The 18,511-nt window shown below is 71.5% G+C and carries 20 protein-coding genes; 1 reads left to right on the top strand and 19 read right to left on the bottom strand.

The genetic code is table 11. From position 1 onward, the window contains the following. Positions 1 to 6: 6 nt before the first annotated feature. Complete coding sequence (locus ACJX2R_RS41975; RefSeq protein WP_413104342.1) at positions 7 to 846, bottom strand: LysR family transcriptional regulator; 840 nt, start codon at positions 844 to 846, stop codon at positions 7 to 9. Between the two features lie 93 nt (positions 847 to 939). On the opposite strand from ACJX2R_RS41975, the gene ACJX2R_RS41970 reads away from it, so the two are divergent. Next, positions 940 to 1,677, top strand: coding sequence for an SDR family oxidoreductase (locus ACJX2R_RS41970; protein ID WP_413106085.1), 738 nt, complete (start codon positions 940 to 942; stop codon positions 1,675 to 1,677). Between the two features lie 78 nt (positions 1,678 to 1,755). Here the strand turns inward: ACJX2R_RS41970 and ACJX2R_RS41965 are convergent, their stop codons facing one another. The 18 genes from ACJX2R_RS41965 to ACJX2R_RS41880 all read right to left on the bottom strand — a co-directional run bounded on the left by ACJX2R_RS41965 (position 1,756) and on the right by ACJX2R_RS41880 (position 18,461). Then, complete coding sequence (locus ACJX2R_RS41965) at positions 1,756 to 3,003, bottom strand: SGNH/GDSL hydrolase family protein (RefSeq protein ID WP_413104341.1); 1,248 nt, start codon at positions 3,001 to 3,003, stop codon at positions 1,756 to 1,758. A gap of 157 nt (positions 3,004 to 3,160) precedes the next feature. Next, positions 3,161 to 4,201 carry an MBL fold metallo-hydrolase gene (locus ACJX2R_RS41960; RefSeq protein WP_413104340.1) on the bottom strand — a complete coding sequence of 347 codons (1,041 nt, stop codon included), beginning with the start codon at positions 4,199 to 4,201 and terminating at the stop codon, positions 3,161 to 3,163. Then, on the bottom strand, positions 4,198 to 5,718 hold the full coding sequence (locus tag ACJX2R_RS41955; RefSeq protein WP_413104339.1) for a class I adenylate-forming enzyme family protein: 1,521 nt from the start codon (positions 5,716 to 5,718) through the stop codon (positions 4,198 to 4,200). Before ACJX2R_RS41955 ends, ACJX2R_RS41960 begins: the two co-directional genes overlap by 4 nt. Before the next feature lie 56 nt (positions 5,719 to 5,774). Then, positions 5,775 to 6,095 carry an EthD family reductase gene (locus ACJX2R_RS41950; protein WP_317259575.1) on the bottom strand — a complete coding sequence of 107 codons (321 nt, stop codon included), beginning with the start codon at positions 6,093 to 6,095 and terminating at the stop codon, positions 5,775 to 5,777. A gap of 26 nt (positions 6,096 to 6,121) precedes the next feature. After that, positions 6,122 to 6,499 carry a nuclear transport factor 2 family protein gene (locus tag ACJX2R_RS41945; protein WP_262702490.1) on the bottom strand — a complete coding sequence of 126 codons (378 nt, stop codon included), beginning with the start codon at positions 6,497 to 6,499 and terminating at the stop codon, positions 6,122 to 6,124. Next, complete coding sequence (locus tag ACJX2R_RS41940; protein ID WP_413104338.1) at positions 6,496 to 6,882, bottom strand: nuclear transport factor 2 family protein; 387 nt, start codon at positions 6,880 to 6,882, stop codon at positions 6,496 to 6,498. Before ACJX2R_RS41940 ends, ACJX2R_RS41945 begins: the two co-directional genes overlap by 4 nt. A gap of 168 nt (positions 6,883 to 7,050) precedes the next feature. Then, positions 7,051 to 7,674: a TetR family transcriptional regulator gene (locus ACJX2R_RS41935; protein WP_413104337.1), complete on the bottom strand. Its 624-nt coding sequence runs from the start codon at positions 7,672 to 7,674 to the stop codon at positions 7,051 to 7,053. Positions 7,675 to 7,764: 90 nt separating this feature from the next. Beyond that, positions 7,765 to 8,913, bottom strand: coding sequence for an acetyl-CoA C-acetyltransferase (locus tag ACJX2R_RS41930; protein WP_413104336.1), 1,149 nt, complete (start codon positions 8,911 to 8,913; stop codon positions 7,765 to 7,767). A gap of 29 nt (positions 8,914 to 8,942) precedes the next feature. Continuing rightward, positions 8,943 to 9,734, bottom strand: a complete 792-nt coding sequence (locus ACJX2R_RS41925; protein WP_413104335.1) for an enoyl-CoA hydratase/isomerase family protein — start codon at positions 9,732 to 9,734, stop codon at positions 8,943 to 8,945. Continuing rightward, a complete protein-coding gene (locus tag ACJX2R_RS41920; RefSeq protein ID WP_413104334.1) occupies positions 9,731 to 10,558 on the bottom strand; it encodes an SDR family NAD(P)-dependent oxidoreductase in 828 nt (275 codons plus the stop codon). The genes ACJX2R_RS41925 and ACJX2R_RS41920 overlap by 4 nt, the downstream gene beginning before the upstream one ends. Further along, positions 10,555 to 11,331 (bottom strand): SDR family oxidoreductase, encoded by a 777-nt coding sequence (locus ACJX2R_RS41915; protein ID WP_413104333.1) that lies wholly within the window; start codon positions 11,329 to 11,331, stop codon positions 10,555 to 10,557. The genes ACJX2R_RS41920 and ACJX2R_RS41915 overlap by 4 nt, the downstream gene beginning before the upstream one ends. Beyond that, the gene (locus ACJX2R_RS41910; protein WP_413104332.1) at positions 11,328 to 12,560 is read right to left on the bottom strand and encodes an acyl-CoA dehydrogenase family protein; all 1,233 of its coding nucleotides are present in this window, start codon (positions 12,558 to 12,560) and stop codon (positions 11,328 to 11,330) included. Before ACJX2R_RS41910 ends, ACJX2R_RS41915 begins: the two co-directional genes overlap by 4 nt. A 38-nt stretch (positions 12,561 to 12,598) precedes the next feature. Next, a complete protein-coding gene (locus ACJX2R_RS41905; protein WP_413104331.1) occupies positions 12,599 to 13,573 on the bottom strand; it encodes a phosphotransferase family protein in 975 nt (324 codons plus the stop codon). After that, positions 13,570 to 14,772 (bottom strand): acyl-CoA dehydrogenase family protein, encoded by a 1,203-nt coding sequence (locus tag ACJX2R_RS41900; protein WP_413104330.1) that lies wholly within the window; start codon positions 14,770 to 14,772, stop codon positions 13,570 to 13,572. The genes ACJX2R_RS41905 and ACJX2R_RS41900 overlap by 4 nt, the downstream gene beginning before the upstream one ends. A 67-nt stretch (positions 14,773 to 14,839) precedes the next feature. Further along, positions 14,840 to 15,988, bottom strand: a complete 1,149-nt coding sequence (locus tag ACJX2R_RS41895; protein WP_413104329.1) for a thiolase family protein — start codon at positions 15,986 to 15,988, stop codon at positions 14,840 to 14,842. Beyond that, positions 15,985 to 16,377 (bottom strand): Zn-ribbon domain-containing OB-fold protein, encoded by a 393-nt coding sequence (locus tag ACJX2R_RS41890; protein ID WP_413104328.1) that lies wholly within the window; start codon positions 16,375 to 16,377, stop codon positions 15,985 to 15,987. Before ACJX2R_RS41890 ends, ACJX2R_RS41895 begins: the two co-directional genes overlap by 4 nt. Positions 16,378 to 16,382: 5 nt before the next feature. Next, complete coding sequence (locus ACJX2R_RS41885) at positions 16,383 to 17,171, bottom strand: enoyl-CoA hydratase/isomerase family protein (RefSeq protein WP_044568256.1); 789 nt, start codon at positions 17,169 to 17,171, stop codon at positions 16,383 to 16,385. 141 nt (positions 17,172 to 17,312) lie between these two features. Further along, complete coding sequence (locus ACJX2R_RS41880; RefSeq protein WP_413104327.1) at positions 17,313 to 18,461, bottom strand: acyl-CoA dehydrogenase family protein; 1,149 nt, start codon at positions 18,459 to 18,461, stop codon at positions 17,313 to 17,315. Between the last annotated feature and the right edge of the window lie 50 nt (positions 18,462 to 18,511).

The raw sequence follows: 18,511 nt of genomic DNA, 5'->3' as shown, positions 1-18,511 counted from the left end.
TCGCCGTCAAAGACGCGTCGCTACGCGGATCAGGTCGGCGACCGCGCGAAGCCGACTCTGCGAGGGCCAGGCGATCACCGTTGTCACGGGCGGAGCGTCCAGGACCGGCACGGCGGCGAGATCCGGGCGCAGGCCGGTGGCGGCGGACTCGGGGATGATCACGGTGGCCCGGCCGAGTGCGATCAGCTGGAAGAGCTGGGTCAGGTTCCGTACCTCCGCTCCTGGTCCCTTCGGATAGGTGCCATCCGGGCCGGGCCAGCGAGCCATCGGGGGTTCCGACAACCCGGCGACCTCGGCCACCCGGAGCTGTGAGCGGCCGGCGAGTGAGTGAGAGGTGGGCAGGATCGCCACCTGTCGCTCGGTACACAGGATTTCGGTGTCGAGTCCGACCGCCGAATCGAAGGGCAGGTGCAGCAGGGCAACATCGGCTTGCCCATTCCGCAGCAGTTTCTGTTGCTGATGCGCCTCGCAGAGCAACAGGTCGACGGTGGCCGCGCCGGGCTCCGCGCGGTAGGCATCGAGGAGCTTGGCCAGCAACTCGTCGGCGGTGCCGGATTTGACGGCGAGGACCAGGCGGGGGCACCGCCGCGCGGCCTGCTGGGTACGCCGCTCAGCCGCGGCCACCGCGCGGAGGATGGCGCGCCCCTCGGACAGCAGCACGGCCCCGGCCTCGGTGAGCGTGACCTTGCGGCTGGTGCGCTCCAGCAGCGTGACGCCGAGCCGTCGTTCGAGCCCGGCGATGGCACGGGACAGGGGCGGCTGGGCTATCTCCAGACGCTCGGCGGCCTTGCCGAAGTGCAGTTCCTCGGCAAGGGCGACGAAGTACCGCAGCTCGCGTATTTCCATGCGTGCACAGTAACTGCGGCGGACGGTCGATCGATGTCGCCCGGGTATCGCTGCATGACCGAGATGGTGTTGGTGCCCCGCCGGAGCGCGGCCATGCTCGCTGTCATGAGTGAGAAGACCATCGCGCTGGTCACCGGCGCGAACAAGGGAATCGGGTACGAGATCGCGGCCGGGCTGGGCGCATTGGGCTGGAGCGTCGGTGTCGGCGCTCGGGACGAGCGGCGCGGGATGGACGCCGTGGCGAAACTGCGCGCGGCGGGCGCCGACGCGTTCGGCGTGCCCTTGGACGTCACCGACGACGAGAGCGTGACCGCCGCGGTGCGGCTGATCGAGGATCGAGCGGGCCGCCTTGACGTGCTCGTCAACAACGCCGGTGTCGCGGGCGGTTGGCCGGAGGAGCCTTCGACCATCGACCTGGAGACCGTGCGGCGGCTGGTGGAGACCAACGTCATCGGCGTCATCCGGGTCACCAACGCGATGCTGCCGCTGCTGTGCCGCTCGGCGCATCCGCGGATCGTCAATCAGTCCAGCCATGTCGGCTCCCTGGCCCTACAGACCGCGCCCGATGTCGATCTCGGAGGGATCAGCGGGGCCTACGCGCCGACGAAGACCTACCTCAACGCCGTCACCATCCAATACGCCAAGGAGCTGAGCCGCACCAACATTCTGATCAACAACGCCTGCCCCGGCTACGTGGCCACCGACCTCAATGGATTCAGCGGTACTCAGACCCCTGAGCAGGGCGCGGTGATCGCCATCCGACTGGCGACTCTGCCCGACGACGGCCCCACCGGTCAGCTGTTCGACGACAAGGGAGTCGTGCCGTGGTGATGTCGGGAGTTCGGTTCCACCCCGGACCGGTACCGCAAGGCCGCGGCCCGGGGTGAAGGGGGTCAGGCGGTCAGGGGGTCAGCGGTCGCAGTTGAGGGCGCGGAGGGGGATGGCGTCGCTCATCACGCGCATACCGGTGTCGTTGGGGTGGAGGTGGTCGCCGCCGTCGTAGGCGGGGAGCATCCGGGTGGGCGCCGCGGGGTCCCTGACGGCCTTGTCGAAATCGACGACCGCGTCGAACTCGCCGCTGGTGCGGATGTAGGCGTTGACCTGTTGGCGGACCGTCTCGTCGACGGCCTCGTACTCCCGCCAGCCCTCGTACGGCATGACGGTCGCCCCGACCACGCACCTGCCACGCGCGTGGGACCTGGCGATGATCTCCCGGTAGCCGGCGATGAGGTCGTCGGCCGTGGGGCCCGGCGTGGCCTTGATGTCGTTGATGCCCTCCAGCAGGATCGTCGTGCGCACTCCGGCCTGGGAGAGCACATCCCGGTCGAGTCGCTTCAGCGCGCTCTCGGCCGAGCCGTCGGCGAGGATCTTGTTGCCGGAGATCCCTTCGTTGGCGACGCCCTTGAGCCGGGAGCGGGGGTCGGCGAGCAGCCGTCGGGCGAGGAAGTCCGGCCAGCGGCGGTTGGTGTCCTGGGTGGAGGCGGAGCCGTCGGTGATCGAGTCGCCGAAGGCGACGACGGCGCCGGTGCCGCGCGGGGGCCGTACGACGGCGGCGTCCAGGTAGTACCAGGACGTGATCTGCTGGGAGTAGGCGGCGGCGCCCTCCTCCGCGGCGTGGTCGCCGGCCGGTGCGACGTACTGGGTCGCGCGGGCCCCCTTGTGGCCGGTCGCGAGGGTGCCCGCGCTGCGCACGTAGAGGCTGATCGCGAGGTCGGACTGGGGCCGGACGAGGCCCGGCAGCGGATCGCTGTAGACGACGCCGCCCGCCGGTACGGTCACCGACGACGCGCCGCGGAAGGTCAGCCGCCCGTTGCTGCCGGGCACGACCGCCGCCCCGGACTCGCGTACGCCGGCGTAGGCGTGGCCGAAGGTCACCGGCTGGTCGCCGTAGGCGTTGGAGAGCCGGATGCGCAGGTCCCGGCCGCCGACGCTGGTGTGGACGACGAACCGGTAGGTCAGGTCCTGGGTGGCGGTTCCCGCCGGGTAGGCGCTGGAGGCCCAGGTGACGACGGAGGAGCGGGGGGCGGGGGGCGTCGCGGGCTGGGCGGTGGACTGGGCGGCGTAGGACTCGGTGCCGGTGGCCACGAAGGCCCCGAGGGCGGCGGCGGTCGCGGCCAGGAGGCCGAGGGCGCGCGCGGCTAAGCCCGGTCTCTGCATGATATGGCCTTTCCTTCTCTCGACAGGGTTCAGTGATCGGATGAATTGATACGCAATTCCGACCTTGCTGTCGAGAGAGAACGCCAAACTGCCCGGGATCAGCCGCTCGTTACCCCACTGTCATCGGATCTATTCGATGGGCGTGCGTACGGTGTCGTCATCGCACGCGCGTATACCGATGCACACCGTCGGCGCGGGCCGCCGTCACCCTCCCCCGCAGCACGAGGACATCCAGGTGTGCGGCCGTCTCGTTGATCGCCAGCATCTGGTTGAAGGCGCTCAACTCCCCGAACGGCACCGCCCGGCGCGTCCAGGCGAGCTTCCGCGCCACCGCGTGGGCGTCGAGCGTGTCCTCGCCCAGCGCCGCCAGACTCCTGCCCAGCCGGTCGTCGTGGTGGGCGAGCAGTTCGGCGACCCGGGTGTGGGTGGAGTCGGCGACCGGTCCGTGGGCGGGCAGCAGACGGGCGTCGGCGTAGCGGGTCATCAGCCGCAGCGAGTCCAGGTAGTCGGCGAGCGGATGGCCGCCCGGCTCGGCGAGTTCGAAGCCGATGGACGGGGTGATGTGCGGCAGGACGTGGTCCCCGGAGAACACCAGCCCCCGCTGTTCGTCCAGGAAGACCACATGGCCCCTGGTGTGTCCGGGAGTGGGCACGACACGCAGTTCGCGCTCGCCGAAGCGCAGCGTCTCCGCGCCGAGCCAGTGATCGGGGGCCTCCCAGACACTCGGGTCGTAGCCGCCGTGCTCCATCGCCTCGATGCGGTCGGCGAGTTCCCCGGCGCCCGCCGCGCGCAGGGTCCGCAGCGAACCCACGGGCTGGTCGCTGCGCAGTCGGTCGAGCATCTCCAGGCCCGGGCGCTCCCCGGCGCCGAGGTAGACGCGCGAGCCGAGCAGCCGGCGCAGTTCCACCGCCTGGGTGTAGTGGTCGCGGTGGATATGGGTGACCAGGATGTGGCTGATCTCGCCGGGGTCGCGGTCGATGGCGGCCAGGGCCTCCTCGAGCGTCTTGCGCGCCTCGGGGATCGCCCAGCCCCCGTCGATCATGACGATGCCGCCGTCGTCGTCCAGATCCTCCAGGAGGTAGACGTTCACGGCGTGCAGGCCGTCGTTGGGCAGTGGCAGCGGCACGCGGTGCACCCCGGGCTGTACGGTCTGGATCCCGGCCGTCGCCCATGGGGCCTGGTCGAACCGCGCTGTCATGATCCTCCTTCGCGGGTGTGCAGCCTGACGGCCAGGTCCCGGGCCCCGCCCCGGTCGAGCTTGCCGACCTTCGTCTGGGGCAGTTCCTCGACGTCGTAGACGTACTCGGGCCACTTGGTCTTGGACAGACCCACGCTCTCCAGATGGCCGGTCACCTCGGCCAGTTCGACACCGCCACCGTCCTCGGCGACGACGAGCAGCGCCACGCGTTCGCCGAGGACATCGTCGGGGACCGGCGTGACACAGGCCCTGGCCACGCGCGGATGGCTGGCGACCGCGCGCTCTATCTCGGTGATGTCGATGTTGCGGCCGCCCCGGATGATGATGTCCTTCTCGCGGCCCATGATGGTGATGGTGCCGTCCTCGTGAGCCATCAGCAGGTCGCCGGTGGGCAGATAGCCGTCCTCCGTCAGCGCCGGTGGATCGGTTCTGCCCTCGCGGGCGTATCCGAGGAAGAGGGAGGGGCCGCGGACCTGCGCCCGGCCGATCACCCCCGGACCGGCCACCTCCCCTTCGGGGGTCAGCGCGCGCACGTCCGTACCCGGGAAGGGGCGGCCGTCCCTGCCGAGCCGGATCTCCTCGGGGTCGTCGGGGCTCGGCGTGGTGTGGCCCAGGCACTCGGACATGCCGAAGACACGGAGGATCCTCGTGCCCAGGGACCGTTCGGCCCGGGCCAGCGCCCCACGGTCCATGGGCCCGCCGCCCACGGTGATCGACCGGACGCCCCGGAGGATGCCGGAGCCGGCCGCTTCGGCGCCCATCTGCAACGCCATGGTCGGTACGCACATGGTCCAGCGGACGCCCGCGTCGGCCATCCGCCGCAGTGCGACCGCCCGGTCCCACTTGCCCGTGAGGACGAGCGGCCCGCGCAGCACGAGGGAGAGATAGACCCCGAAGCAGTACGCCGCCGTGGACGACAGCGGCACGATCGCGGCGATCGCGTCGCCCGGCGCCAGGCCGTTGGCGGCGATGGTGCTGGTGGCGGCGTACCGCAGGGCCGGCTCGGACTGTACGACGCCCTTGGGCCGCCCGGTGGAGCCGGAGGTCAGGCCGATGAGGACGCCGCCCGACCACCGCGCCACCTCACGCTGGTGGGGTGCGGACCGGCAGGCCCAGCCGTCGAGGACGGTCCGGGCCGGGCCGGGGAGCCGGGTGTGGACGGCCCACTCGTCCATCGCCGAGGGCTCGGCGACGACCGCGTCGGGGCGGATGTCCTCCCATGCGGCGGCGAACTCGGCGGGTGTGGTGTGCCGATTGACCACCGCGAGGACCCCGCCCCGCAGGCCCACGGCGAGGGTGGCGGCGATGGTGCGCCATGAGTTGTCGGCCTGGACCAGGACGGTGCCCACCGGCCCGCCGCCCGCCGGTCCGTCGGGCGCGTCGGCGGACAGCGCTTCTGCCAGCCGTACGGCCTCCTCGAGCAGTTCCCTGGCCGTATGGCTGCCCGTGTCGTCGATCACGGCGATGAAGTTGGCTTCGTCCGCCTGCTGCTGGAACTCCCGCACTACCTGTCGCATCTGGCCCCTTGTCGCCCTGTGCTCCGTACGCCGTTTGCCCGGATGGCCGGTGATCCTCAGGCGGTGAACATCTCCGCCTCGTGCCCCATGACCGCGATCCTGCGGCCCTTCATGTCGCCGACCTGGGCGACGGCATCGGCCCACTCGGGGCTCGCGAGGGCCTTGCTCAGGTCCTCGGGCGAGTCGAAGCCGAGCACGGACATCCCGTCCCAGCCTTCGGAGCGCGGCTCCAGGGCGGCGTCGATCTCGGTGTGACGCCACGAGCGCAGCCCGGGCAGGCGGCGGGTCAGCTCCGCGTGGTCGCCGCGCCACCAGGTGATGAACCGCTCGTGGGTCCACTCCGGGGGCCGGGCCGCCAGCAGGACGAGGTTGTACATGACGGTGCTCTCCATGGGGTCGAGGGTCAGGTGAAGCGGATCTCGGACGAGCGCCCGATCAGCAGGCGCCGCAACCGGCCTTCGCCGTTCACCTGCCCGGCGGCGACGAAGCTGGCCTCGGGGACGCCCCCGCGCCGTACCTCGCCCAGGAAGAGCTCTTCCTGGCCAAGGGTGGTCGCCGACAGCAGATGGTGGGTGCGGGTGCCCTTCTCGCGCTGTTCGAGGTAGCCCACCAGGGCGGCACGGTCCCCGGCGAAGTCGGTGGCGTTGCCGTCGCCGGTGGAGAACAGGATCGAGAGCGAGAAGTCGTCGCTGATCAGGTCGAGGATACGGGACGGCTCGTCGCCGTCGAGGATCTCGAACCACGCGGTGAGGAAGGGGGCCGTGGCCGGGGTGTCCGTCATGCCCGGCTCCCGTCGCCCTGTGCGGTGTCCTGCCGGGCCCAGTCGACCAGCTCGAAGGAGGTGGTGAAGAAGGACTGGTAGCGCGCGATGAGCCCGCCGGGCGAGATCACCGCGGCGGAGAGGAAGGAGCCGGTGTACCGCCCGCCCTCCGTCACCACTCCGTACACGGTCTCGACGTCGCCGTCCCGGCTGTGGCGCAGGATCTCATGCGACCGTTCCTTGGGATTCCGGCCGGCGATGTACGCGGCGAAGTCCTCCTTGGACTCGCCGGTGACCTCACTGCCCGGCAGGGCGATGAGAAAGCGGAAGTCGGGTTCCAGCAGGTCCAGCGTCCGTTCCGGATGCGGGCTGTCCATACTGGCCATGTATGTGCGCAACGCCATGAGACGGGACTCCCAGATCAACCTGAGTTCAGTTCAATTCAGTGATCTGGATCGTAATCCCGGGGAAACGCGGCTGACAAGAGTCCGTACGAACGCGAAACGGCCCCCGGCGGAGTTCACCGGGGGCCGGAAGCGGCAGGGGTCGTACGGGGGTGCCTCAGCGCGGCGTCATGTGGCGACCATCCGCACACACGCGCCCTCGATCAGTTCACTGACCTCCGACAGCGGCGTCGGCCCCGAGGGCCGATACCACCGCCAGACGCTGACGATCAGGCCGAGCACCCCCGAGCCCAGCAGTTGCGCGTCCCGGAGCGGAAACGCACCCATGGACATGCCCTTCACCAGCAGGTTCGTCCAGTTCCGCTCGACGAGCTGGACCAGCTTGCGGGCCTCGACGCGCTCGGCCTCCTCCCGCTTGGACTTGCGCGTGCCGGAGAGCAGATCCATGTGGTTGTGGAGGATCCGCATCTGGAGCACCTCGTGGTCCGAGACGTCATAGGCCGCGCGGACGGCCGCCCGGAGCGCCTCGGTCGGCTCCTCGACGCCCTCGGTCGCCTCCATGAACTTGTCGTGGGAGCGCTGGAGCTCCAGCCGCATGATGGTGAGCAGGCAGTGGGTCTTGGACTCGAAGTAGTGGTACAGCGCCGTCTGCCCGATGCCGACCCGCTCGGCCACGGTGGACCACTTGGTGGCCTCGAACCCCGTCTCGCCGAAGCAGTCGACGGCGGCCGCCAGGATGGCGGCGCGCTTGGACCTCGGTCCCGCTTCCGGTTCAACGATTCTCGTCGCCATGCCTCGTCTCCTGGCCGAAGTCCACCTTGTCCGTACCCGAGAGTAGCCCCAAGCTGAACTCAGTTGCCAATCGACGTGAATGGGCCGTGCTCAAAGGCGTTCCAATACCGTCGCGTTCGCCATGCCGCCGCCCTCGCACATCGTCTGTAGGCCGTAGCGTCCGCCGGTCCTGCGCAGTTGGTGGACGAGCGTGGTCATCAGCCGGGCGCCGGTGGCGCCGAGCGGATGCCCGAGCGCGATGGCGCCGCCGAAGGCGTTGACCCGCTCCGGGTCGGCGCCGATCTCCTTCTGCCAGGCGAGGACGACGGAGGCGAACGCCTCGTTGATCTCCACCAGATCGATGTCGCCGATCGCCAGCCCGGCCCTGTCCAGGACCTTCTCGGTGGCGGGGATCGGACCGGTCAGCATGTGGATCGGATCGGAGCCGACGACGGCCATGGTGTGCACCCGCGCGAGCGGGGTCAGGCCGTGGCGGCGCACCGCCTCCTCGGAGGCGATCAGCAGGGCGGCGGCGCCGTCGGAGATCTGGCTGGAGACGGCGGCGGTCAGCCGGCCGTCCTCGGTGAGGCTCTTCAGCCCGGCCATCTTCTCCAGGGTGGTGTCGGCGCGCGGCCCCTCGTCGGCGGTGAGCCCGAAGGCCGGGGTGATCTCGTCGTCGAAGGCGCCGTCGGCCTGGGCGGCGAGGGCCCGCTGGTGGCTGGTGAGCGCGAACCCCTCCATCTCCGAGCGGGAGATGCCCCATTTCTCGGCGATCAGCTCGGCCCCCCGGAACTGGGAGACCTCCTGGTCCCCGAAGCGCTCGCGCCAGCCGTCCCCCGCATACGGGCTGCCCATACCGGCCTGTTCTCCGACGTACATGGGACTGGCGATGGGCACCAGGCTCATCACCTCCACCCCGCCGGCGACCACCAGATCCGCGGTCCCGGAGCCGACCGCCTGGGCGGCGAAGTGCACGGCCTGCTGGGACGAGCCGCACTGGCGGTCGATGGTGGTGCCGGGGACGTGCTGGGGCAGTCCGGCCGACAGCCATGCGGTACGGGCGACGTTGCCGGTCTGCGCGCCGAGCTGGCTGACGCAGCCGAAGTACACGTCGTCGACGGCGCCCGGGTCGGCCCCGGTGCGCTCCAGCAGGGCGCGCAGCGCATGGGCGCCGAGATCGGCGGGGTGCACTCCGCTGAGCGCGCCCTTGCGGCGGCCGACGGGGGTCCGTACGGCTCCGACGATGAATGCTTCCGACACGGTGGGGCTCCAGGGGTTTCGGGGTGGAGTCAGGTGCTGGGGACGGCGGGTGTGAAGTCGGGCGTCCGCTTGCTCAGGAAGGCGGCGACACCCTCACGGCCCTCGGCGGAGGCGGCCGCGGCGGCGATCGCACGGGCCTCGCGGTCCAGATGGGTGCCGAGGTCGGAGGTCTGCCCGGCGGCGACGAGACGGCGGGTGGCGCCGAAGGCGGCGGTGGGCCCGTCGCGCAGCGCCTCGGCCGTGCGCAGTGCCTCGGCGGCCAGCCGGTCGGCGGGGACGACCCGGCTCACCAGTCCGATGGCCTCGGCTTCCGCCGCCGCGATTCGGCGGTTGGTCAGCAGCAGGTCCAGGGCCCGCTTGGGGCCGACCAGCCGGGGCAGGAACCAGCTCACTCCGGCGTCCGGTGAGTAGCCGATCCGGGTGTACGCGGCGGTGAACGAGGCGTCGTCGGCGGCCAGGGTCACATCGGCGGACGCGGCCAGGCCGATTCCCGCACCGGCGACGGCTCCCCGCACGGCGGCCACCACGGGCGCGTCGCCCGCCGCGAACGTACGCAGCGCGTCGTGGAGCGCGCCGGTCACCGCGATGAGGTGCCGCTCCAGTCGCTCTCCGGAGAGCCGGGAGAACTCCCCGAGGTCGCCGCCGACGCAGAAGGACTTCCCCTCGCCGGTCAGCAGTACGGCCCGTACGGACTCGGTGGCGCAGACCCGCGCCGCGTGCAGCAGCCCGTGTGCCGTCTCCAGGCCGATGGCGTTGCCCGCCTCGCCCCGGCGCAGGGTGACACGGGCCAGACCGTCGTCGATCTCGATGGAGACGCTCATCGCGCGGTCCATCCGCCGTCGACGGTGAGGACTTGGCCGGTGCAGTACGAGGAGGCGTCCGAGGCGAGGAACAGCAGCGCGCCGTCCAGTTCATGGCCCCCGCCGCCGCGCCGCAGCAGGGTGTTGCGCTCGACCCAGCGGCTGGAGCGCTCGTCGCCGAAGAGGTCCGCGGTCATCTCGGTGCGGAACCAGCCCGGGGCGAGCGCGTTGACGCGGGTTCCGGTCCCGCCCCACTGCCCGGCCAGCTCCCGGGTCAGCCCGATCAGCCCGGCCTTGGACGCCGCGTAGCTCGCGCCGCCCAGCGGGGCGGCGGTGACCAGGCCGAGGATGGAGGAGACGTTGATGACGCTCCGGGGCGGGTCGCCGTCCACGGCGGGTGCCTCCGCCACCAGGCGCGCCAGGTGGAAGGGGGCGGTGAGGTTGACGCCGAGGACATCGCCGAAGGCGTCGGGGGATTCGTCCTCGGCGCGGGTCTCCCCTGATGTGGCCGCGTTGTTGACCAGGATGTCGATGCGGCCGGTGGCGGCCCGCGCCGTCCCGGCCAGCCGCGCGCGGTCGGCGGCGAGCGAGACATCGCAGGCGACCGGGTGGATGCGGGTGTCGGAGTCGGCGAGTTCGTTCAGCTTCTCGACCCGCCGGGCGGCGGCGAACACGGTGGCCCCGGCCTGTGCGAGGACGGCCGCGAAGCGTGCGCCGAGCCCCGCGGAGGCGCCGGTGACCAGGGCCGTCCTGCCCCGGAGCGAGAACAGCTCGGCGGCGGGCCGGGGCGCGCTCCGCGGCGCGGTCGTCCCTCCGCCCCCATCGGCGAGTCCTGGCGCGGTCATCCCTCCACCCCGATCGGCAGGGCGGTCGCGCCACCGTCGAGCACCAGGGTCTGGCCGGTCATCCAGGAGGAGGCGTCGGTAGCCAGGAACAGCGCCGCGTGTGCCACGTCCTCGACCGTGCCGAGGCGCCGCAGTGGCAGCTTGGCGGTGAGGATCGGCTCACGGACCTCCCACACCGCCCGTGCCAGCTCCGTCTTGATCAGTCCGGGGGCGATGGCGTTGACGCGGGCGCGCGGCCCGAGTTCATAGGCGAGCTGCCGGGTCATGTGCAGCATGGCGGCCTTGGTGGCGTTGTAGTAGCCGATGTGCGGATCGACGACGAGCCCGCCGACGGAGGCGATGTTGACCACCGCTCCCCCGTGCTCGGCCATCCAGGCCCGCCAGGCGCACCGGGTCCAGGCGATCATGCCGTACTGGTTGACCCGGGCGGTCTTCTCCGCGCGCGGCAGGTCCAGGTCGAGCAGATCTCCGTGGTACGGGTTGGTCGCCGCGTTGTTGACGAGGACGTCGACCCGGCCGAGGCGGGCCATGGTCTCCTCGACGCACCGCTCGGCCTGGTCCGGTTCACCGGCGTTCGCCACCACCGTGTGCACATCGCCGTCGCCCTTGACGCGCAGCAACTCCTCGCGCGCCTCGGCGAGTCCGGCCGGTTTGCGGGCCGCGATCACCACATGGGCACCGGCCGCCCGGTAGGCGGTGGCGATGCCGAGGCCGATGCCCCGGGATCCGCCCGTGATGACGGCCACCTTGCCGTCGAGGCCGTTGGCGCTCACACTGCCCCCGTTGTCGACTCGGTCTTCTTCTTGTATCGCGCGAGTTCCTGGCGGGCCACCGTCCGCAGATGGACTTCGTCGGGGCCGTCGGCGATGCGCAGCGCCCGGGTGATGGCGTACAGCCGGGCCAGTACGGTGTCGTCGCTGACCCCCGCCGCGCCATGCGCCTGCACCGCCCGGTCGACCACCTTGTGCGCGACCTCCAGCGCCGCGACCTTGATGGCGGCCACCTCCATACGGGCGGCGGCGTTGCCGACGGTGTCCATCAGCCAGGCCGACTTGAGGACGAGGAGACGCACCTGCTCGATCTCGATGCGGCTGCGGGCGATCCACTCCCTGACCACACCCCGGTCGGCGAGCGGCCCGCCGAAGGCGGTGCGTTCGGTGGCCCGCTCGCACATCAGCCGCAGTGCGCGCTCGGCGAAGCCCACGGCGCGCATCGCGTAGTGCATACGGCCGGGACCGAGCCGCCCCTGGGCGAGCGCGAAGCCCTCGCCCTCACCGCCGAGGATGTTCGCGACCGGTACCCGGACGTCCTCGAAGAGCACATCGCCGTGTCCGAGCCGGTCGGTGTAGCCGAACATCGGCAGGTCGCGCAGGACCGTGACGCCCGGGGTGTTCCGGGGGACGAGCAGCATGGACTGCTGCCGGTAGGTGGGCGCCTCCGGATCGGTCTTGCCCATCAGGATGATCAGCTCGCAGTCGGGGTCGAGGATCCCCGAGGTGTACCACTTCCGGCCGTTGACCACATATGTGTCGCCGTCGCGGGTGATACGGGTGCGGATGTTGCGCGCGTCGGAGCTGGCGACCTCCGGCTCGGTCATGGCGAAACATGAGCGGATCCGGGCGTCGAGCAGCGGGCGCAGCCAGCGTTCCCGCTGCTCGGGGGTGCCGTACAGCGCGAGCAGCTCCATGTTGCCGGTGTCGGGCGCCGAGCAGTTGAACACCTCGGGGCCGATGATGGACTGGCCCGCCAGCTCGGCGAGCGGCGCGTATTCGAGGTTGCTGAGCCCCGCGCCCCAGTCGCCGTGCGCCATGAAGAGGTTCCACAGGCCCTCGGCGCGGGCCTTCGCCTTCAGCTCGGCCATCACCGGCGGCAGGGCGTGCGGATCGTCCCCTTCGGCCAGCTGCCGGTCGTACGTGGCTTCCGCGGGGAAGACGTGCTCGTCCATGAACGACCGCATGCGGCCTTGGAGTTCACTCGCCCGTGGCGAGTATCCGAAATCCACGAGTGCTCCTGTTCGGTGGGGGCGTTACCGCTGCCGGGTCAGCCGAGGATGTCGCGTGCGGTGCGGATCATCGCGGCGATGGTGGGTGGCAGGCGTTCCTGGTCCGGGTCGTGGTGTTTGCCCTCGCGGTGGCGGCGCAGGTTGTGGCCCATGATCGCGGCCATCTTCATCCGGCCGAGCGCCCGGAACCAGTCCATCGCGGGCAGCGTGGGCCCGCCGTCGCCGTAGCCGTCGAGCAGTTCCGCCTCGCCGGGCAGGCCGGGCACCGCGTGTCCCAGCCGGGGGAAGTTGCGGTGGTCGGCGAAGAGCAGGAACCAGCCCAGGTCGATGCGGGGATCGCCGACGCTCCAGATCTCCCAGTCCACCACGGCCACCGCCCGCTCGTCCGCGCACAGCACATTGCCGAGCCGGAAGTCCCCGTGCAGCAGCACCGGCGGCAGGCCGCGCGGTACGCCATCGGCGAGACGCACCAGCAACTCCTCCCCGCCGGGCCGCAGTTCGGGGGGAACGGCACGCAGGGTGCGGCTCCATCGGTCCAGCTCGCCGGAGGGGTCGAGCGGTGCGGGCGCGTCGAGCCCGGGCGTGTGCACATCGGTGCCGTGCAGCCGCCGCAGAACGGACGCGATCTCCAGCATCCGGGCGCGGGCCGTCGCGGCGGGTACCTCGTGGTCGTCCAGTACCGGCTCGACGGCCTCACCGTCCGCGAAGTCCATCGCGAACCAGGCGGGTTGCGTCTCGTCGACGGCCACCACGCCCGGTACCGGTACCGCGGACCCGGCCAGCGCGCCCAGCACCCGTGCCTGGCGCAGGACGTCGTTGCGCCCGACGGGCCGCTGCCCCGGTGGCACGGCCTTGACGACGTACCGGGCGTCCCCGGCCGCGACCTCGTACGTCAGCCCGGAGTGGCCGCCCGGCAGCACCTCCAACTCCCCTATGGCCGCGCCCGGGTGGAGGCGGGCGAGCCGGTCGCGGACCCGGGCCGCCAGCTCCGGCACCTCGGTGGCCATGCTCATCGGACGGGCTCCTTGGGCAGGCCGAGGACGCGTTCGGCGAGGATGGTGCGCTGGATCTCGTCGGTGCCGCCCGCGATGCTGTAGCCGGGGGCGCCCAGCAGATGCTCCGTCCAGGCGTACGTGCCCCACTCCCCGGTGTCCGCCACCAGGCTCGGCCCCAGCAGCTCGGAGACCAGATCGCTGGTGCGCCGCATGGTCTCGGTGGCGTACAGCTTGCCGACCGACGCCTCCGCGCCGGGTTCGCGCCCCGCGACGAGGGCGGCGGTCACCCGCAGCCCCATGAGCCGCTGGACGAGGGTGCGGATGTGGAGGTCGGCGGCGCGCTGCCGCTCGGCGCCGGTGAGGGGGCGCGGCAGATGACCGGCCAGGTCCAGCGCCCGGTCGGCGTTGTCCAGGCCGAGGCCGCCGGAGTCGAGCCGTTCGGCGGCCAGCACGCTGAGCGTGACCCGCCAGCCCTCGCCGACCGGCCCGAGCCGATCGGTGTCCGGCACCCGCACACCGTCCAGGTAGACCTCGTTGAAGCTGATGCCACCGGTCATCTGCCGGATGGGCCGTACGGTGACGCCCGGCGCGTCCATGCGCACCATGAAGACCGTGATGCCGGCGTGCTTGCGGACGTCCGGATCGGTGCGGCACACCGCCACGCCCCAGGTCGCGACGCGGGCACCGGAGGTCCACACCTTGTGGCCGGTCAGCACCCAGCCCTCGCCCTCGCGCACCGCTCTGGTGCGCACCGCGGCGAGGTCGGAGCCCGCCTCGGTCTCCGAGAACAGCTGGCAGGCCAGCTCGTCGGTGCGCAGCAGGGGGACGAGCCAGCGGCTCTTCTGCTCCTCGGTGCCCCACAGGCCGATGGCGGGGGCGACGAGCGCCTGTGTCACGGGGAAGATCTCGGGGCGGTGGGGTACGTCGAAGGCCGCCTCCTCGGCGCGGTAGAGCTGCTCGTAGTACGCGGGCAGCTCCCGTCCTCCGTACTCCCGAGGCCAGTTGAACGCGGACCAGCCCTGGTCGTAGCGGGTGCGCTCCCACTCCTGGACGCGGGCGGTGTGCTCGCGCTCCTGCTCCTCGGTCCAGTTGTCGAACACGGCGACGGAGTCGGAGCCACTGCCCCACTCCCCGTCGGCGGCACGGGGCCGGGCGGCTCCGGCGAGCCACGTCCGGGCCCTCTCGCGGAACTCCTCGGGTCCCGGGATATCGCTCATCTCTTCCTCCACCCCCGATCGGCGGGCCGTTCGGCGGGACGTTTCAGCGGGCCGGTCAACGGACCGTTCAACGGGACAGGACCGTGCAGGCGCTCACGCCGGGGGCGCCGTACACATGGGTGAAGCCGATCCTGGGACGGTCCGGGACCTGCCGGTCCCCGGCCCGTCCGCGCAGCTGCTGGACGACTTCGTACACCTGGCGCAGGCCCGAGGCGCCGATGGGTTCGCCGTTGGCGATACAGCCGCCGTCGGTGTTGACCGGCAGCGTTCCGCCGATTCCGGTGGCACCGGAGGCGACCAGCCGCTCCTGTTCGCCGTCCTCGCAGAAGCCGCACTCGGCCAGGTGCATCACCTCGGCACCGCTCTCGGTGTCCTGTAGCTGGCAGACGTCCACGTCGCCGGGGCCGAGTCCCGCCTCCTCGAAGGCGGCGGCCGAGGCGTCACGGCTGACGCTGGTCAGTTCGCCCCCGGGGATCCACGGGCTGAACACCTCGAACGAGCCGAAGCGCCGGGTGCGTACGGCCGCCGAGCGCAGGGTGACCGGCGGGCCGTCCAGCGCGCGGGCGGCCTCGGGCGAGCAGAGGACCAGCGCCGCCGCGCCCGCTCCCGGGGAGCAGAACATATAGCGGGTCAGCGGATCGCTGACCATGCCGGACTCCAGGATCTCCTGGGCGGACATCGGCTTCCGGCGCCATGCCTCGGGGGTCAGAGCGCCATTGCGATACGCCTTCTCGGCCACGAGGGCGAGGGTCCGCGGGGTGATCCCGTGGTCGTGCATATAGCGCTGGATCTTCATGCCGAAGAACTGGGTGGTCACCATCAGCCCGTCGCTGCCGTACTCCGCTCCCAGGCCCCAGTCCTCGGGCCTCGGGTCGAAGGCGCCGCGCGGGTGTTTGTCGAAGCCGACGGCGAGGACGACGTCCGCCATGCCGGAGCGGATGGCGTTCACGGCCGAGACCAGCGCACTGCCACCGGTGGCACAGCCGTTCTTGACATTGACGAACGGCAGCCCCGTCAGCCCGAGTTGGGCCACCAGGGTGTCGGCGAGGCCCGCGCTGTCGCTGCCGCCGAACGCGGCCCGCACCCGCGACCACTCGATTCCGGCGTCCGCCAGCGCGGCGTTCACGGCCGAGACGGCCAGCTGCCGGCCGGTCGTCTCCGACCACCTCCCGAACGGGGTGCGCCCCGCGCCGCAGATCAGCACATCGGTGCTCAAGAGCCCTCCTCGCTCGGGGTCATGGGCCTGGCCCGGGGCACCCCGGGACCGGCGGTCACGGAGAGGGGCATGCCGATGCGGATGCCGTCGAGGTCGTCGAGGTCGTCGAGGTCCAGGACGGCGGCCACCCGCACGCCGTCCGCCAGCTCGACATAGCCGAGGGCGAACGGCACGAAGCCTCCGGGCGGGGGCTCGTACGGCGGCGACTTGGGCGCGTACCGCTGCACGGTCCAGGTCCACAGCGTGCCCGTGCCCTGGAGGGCCACCGGATCGGCGGGCCCTCCGCAGCGCGGGCAGGCGTCCTCCGCGGGGTAGACCGTCACCGGGCAGCCGGAGCAGCGTGCGCCCTGGAGCCCGGCGGTGGCCTGGCTCCGCGGATCCGTGGTCATCGGGATCAGCGCCCCTGCCACTTGGGTTCGCGCTTCTCCAGGAAGGCCGAGACACCCTCGTTGGCGTCCTCGGAGTTGAGCGCGACGCCCACGGCGAGGTGCTCCATCACCATCAGCGACTGGGTGTCGGCGTCCAGGCTGCGGTCGATCGTCATCTTGGTGAGCCACATGGTGAAGGGGCTCTTGTCGGCGAGGTGGCTGATGAACTCCTCGACCGTCGCGTCCAGCTCCTCGGCCGGGGCGGACTTGTTGATCAGCCCGAACTCGGCGGCCTCCACACCGGAGAGGAGCTTGCCGGTGAGCATCAGCTCCTTGGTCTTACGGATGCCGATCATGCGCGGCACCCGGTAGATCGGTCCGGCCCCGCCGAACAGCGCGCGGCGGATGTGGAAGTCGCCGATCTTCGCGTCGTCGGCGGAGATGGCGAAGTCGCAGGAGATCATGATCTCGAAGCCACCGGCGGTGACATGGCCCTCAAGGACCGCGACCGAGGGCGTCTTCATCGAGTAAAGCCGGTCGCACACCTTCGCGGACTTCACCGCGACGTCGATCGCGTTCGACTTGCCGACGTACTCGGCCTTCAGGCTGTCGAGGTCGAACCCCGAGCAGAAGGTGCCGCCACGGCCGCGCACCACCAGGACCCGCAGGTCGGGATCCTCGTCCACCTCGGTGATGATCTCGTCGAGCCGGTCCAGGATCGGCACGGTGACGCAGTTCTTCTTCCACGGACGGTTGAGCCACACCCGGGCGACGTGGCCGTCGCGCTCGAACTGGATCTCGTCTTCCGTTGTCATCCCTCACCCCTCAGAAACTGAACTGAATTCACTACAACTTTGGAATCCCGGATACCTCCCTGTCAACCCCTTGATCGAGCCAATCGAATCTGATTCAGTCCTGTGGCCGTTACCGAATCGGCCAAGGCCCCTTGGCCGCGCTCAGGCAGCGCCAGGGGCGGTGAGGCCGACGCGCTCGGCGAGCCGGGCCCGGTGCTGGTCCGCCGTGCCGAACAGCACCTCGGCGGCGCGCGCCCGGCGTACGTACAGATGGGCCGGGTGCTCCCAGGTGAAGCCGATACCGCCGTGCAGCTGGACATACTCGGCCGTCACCAGGCGGAAGGTCTCGGAACAGACCACGGCGGCGGCACAGGCGGCCACCGGCAGCTGCGGTGAGGCGACGGCCACGCAGGCGGTCGCGTACGCGGACGCCGAGCGCGCCGCCTCCAGCGCCACCAGCGCATCGGCCAGCCGGTGCTTGACGGCCTGGAAGGACCCGATGGGACGCCCGAACTGGTGGCGCTGCGCCACGAATTCAACCGTCGCGTCAAGCGCGTGCCCGCTGCCGCCGAGCTGTTCGGCCGCCAGCGCGGCCCGTCCCGTGTCCAGCGTCGCCGAAACCGTGCCCTCGGCCTCCTCCGCCGTACCCACGGCGATGGCCGGGGCGCCCCGGAACTCCACCAGCGCCTGGCGCCGCGTCTCGTCCAGGACGCGGCGCGGAGTACGCAGGGTGGTGCCGGGGGCGGGCTCGCAGGCGAAGAGCCGGGGCCCGGCGGGCGTTCCGGCCCGTACCAGGAGCAGATCCGCGCCGGCCCCGTCGAGCACGAAGTCCGCGCGTCCACGCAGCACCCAGCCGTCGCGGCTCTCCCGTTCCGCGACGACGCCGGGCTCGTCGGCGTCGAAACCGGCCACGGTGGCGGTGAGCGTGCCGTCGGCGATCCGGGGCAGATAGCGCTCGCATGCCGTACGGTCGCCGCTGAGCAGCAGCGCGTGGGCGGCCAGGACCACCGTGGGCAGCAGTGGCGCGCAGTACAGGGCGCGCCCGGATTCCTCCAGGGCCACGGCCAGTTCGGCGAAGGTGAAGCCCGACCCGCCGTACTCCTCCGGGACGGCCAGTCCATGGACCCCGATCTCGCCCGCGAGCCGCGCCCAGAGCGCTTCGTCGTATCCGCGCGGGCCGGCCAGGTGTCCGCGTACGTCCTCGACGCCACTCGCCTCGGCGTAGAGGTCCCGCAGGACGGCGCGCAGCTGTCGCTGTTCATCCGTTTCGGACAGCAGCTGGGGGTCGATCTCGGGACGGCGAGGGTGCATGGGATCTCCATCGTGCTCGTACGGCGGACGGTGGCGGGAAATGTGAGAAT

The sequence above is a fragment of the Streptomyces sp. Inha503 genome (assembly GCF_047215865.1).
Classification (GTDB): Bacteria; Actinomycetota; Actinomycetes; order Streptomycetales; family Streptomycetaceae; genus Streptomyces; species Streptomyces lycopersici.
Note: the sequence above shows the minus strand (reverse complement) of the source record. Positions and strands in the feature narration are given on the sequence as shown.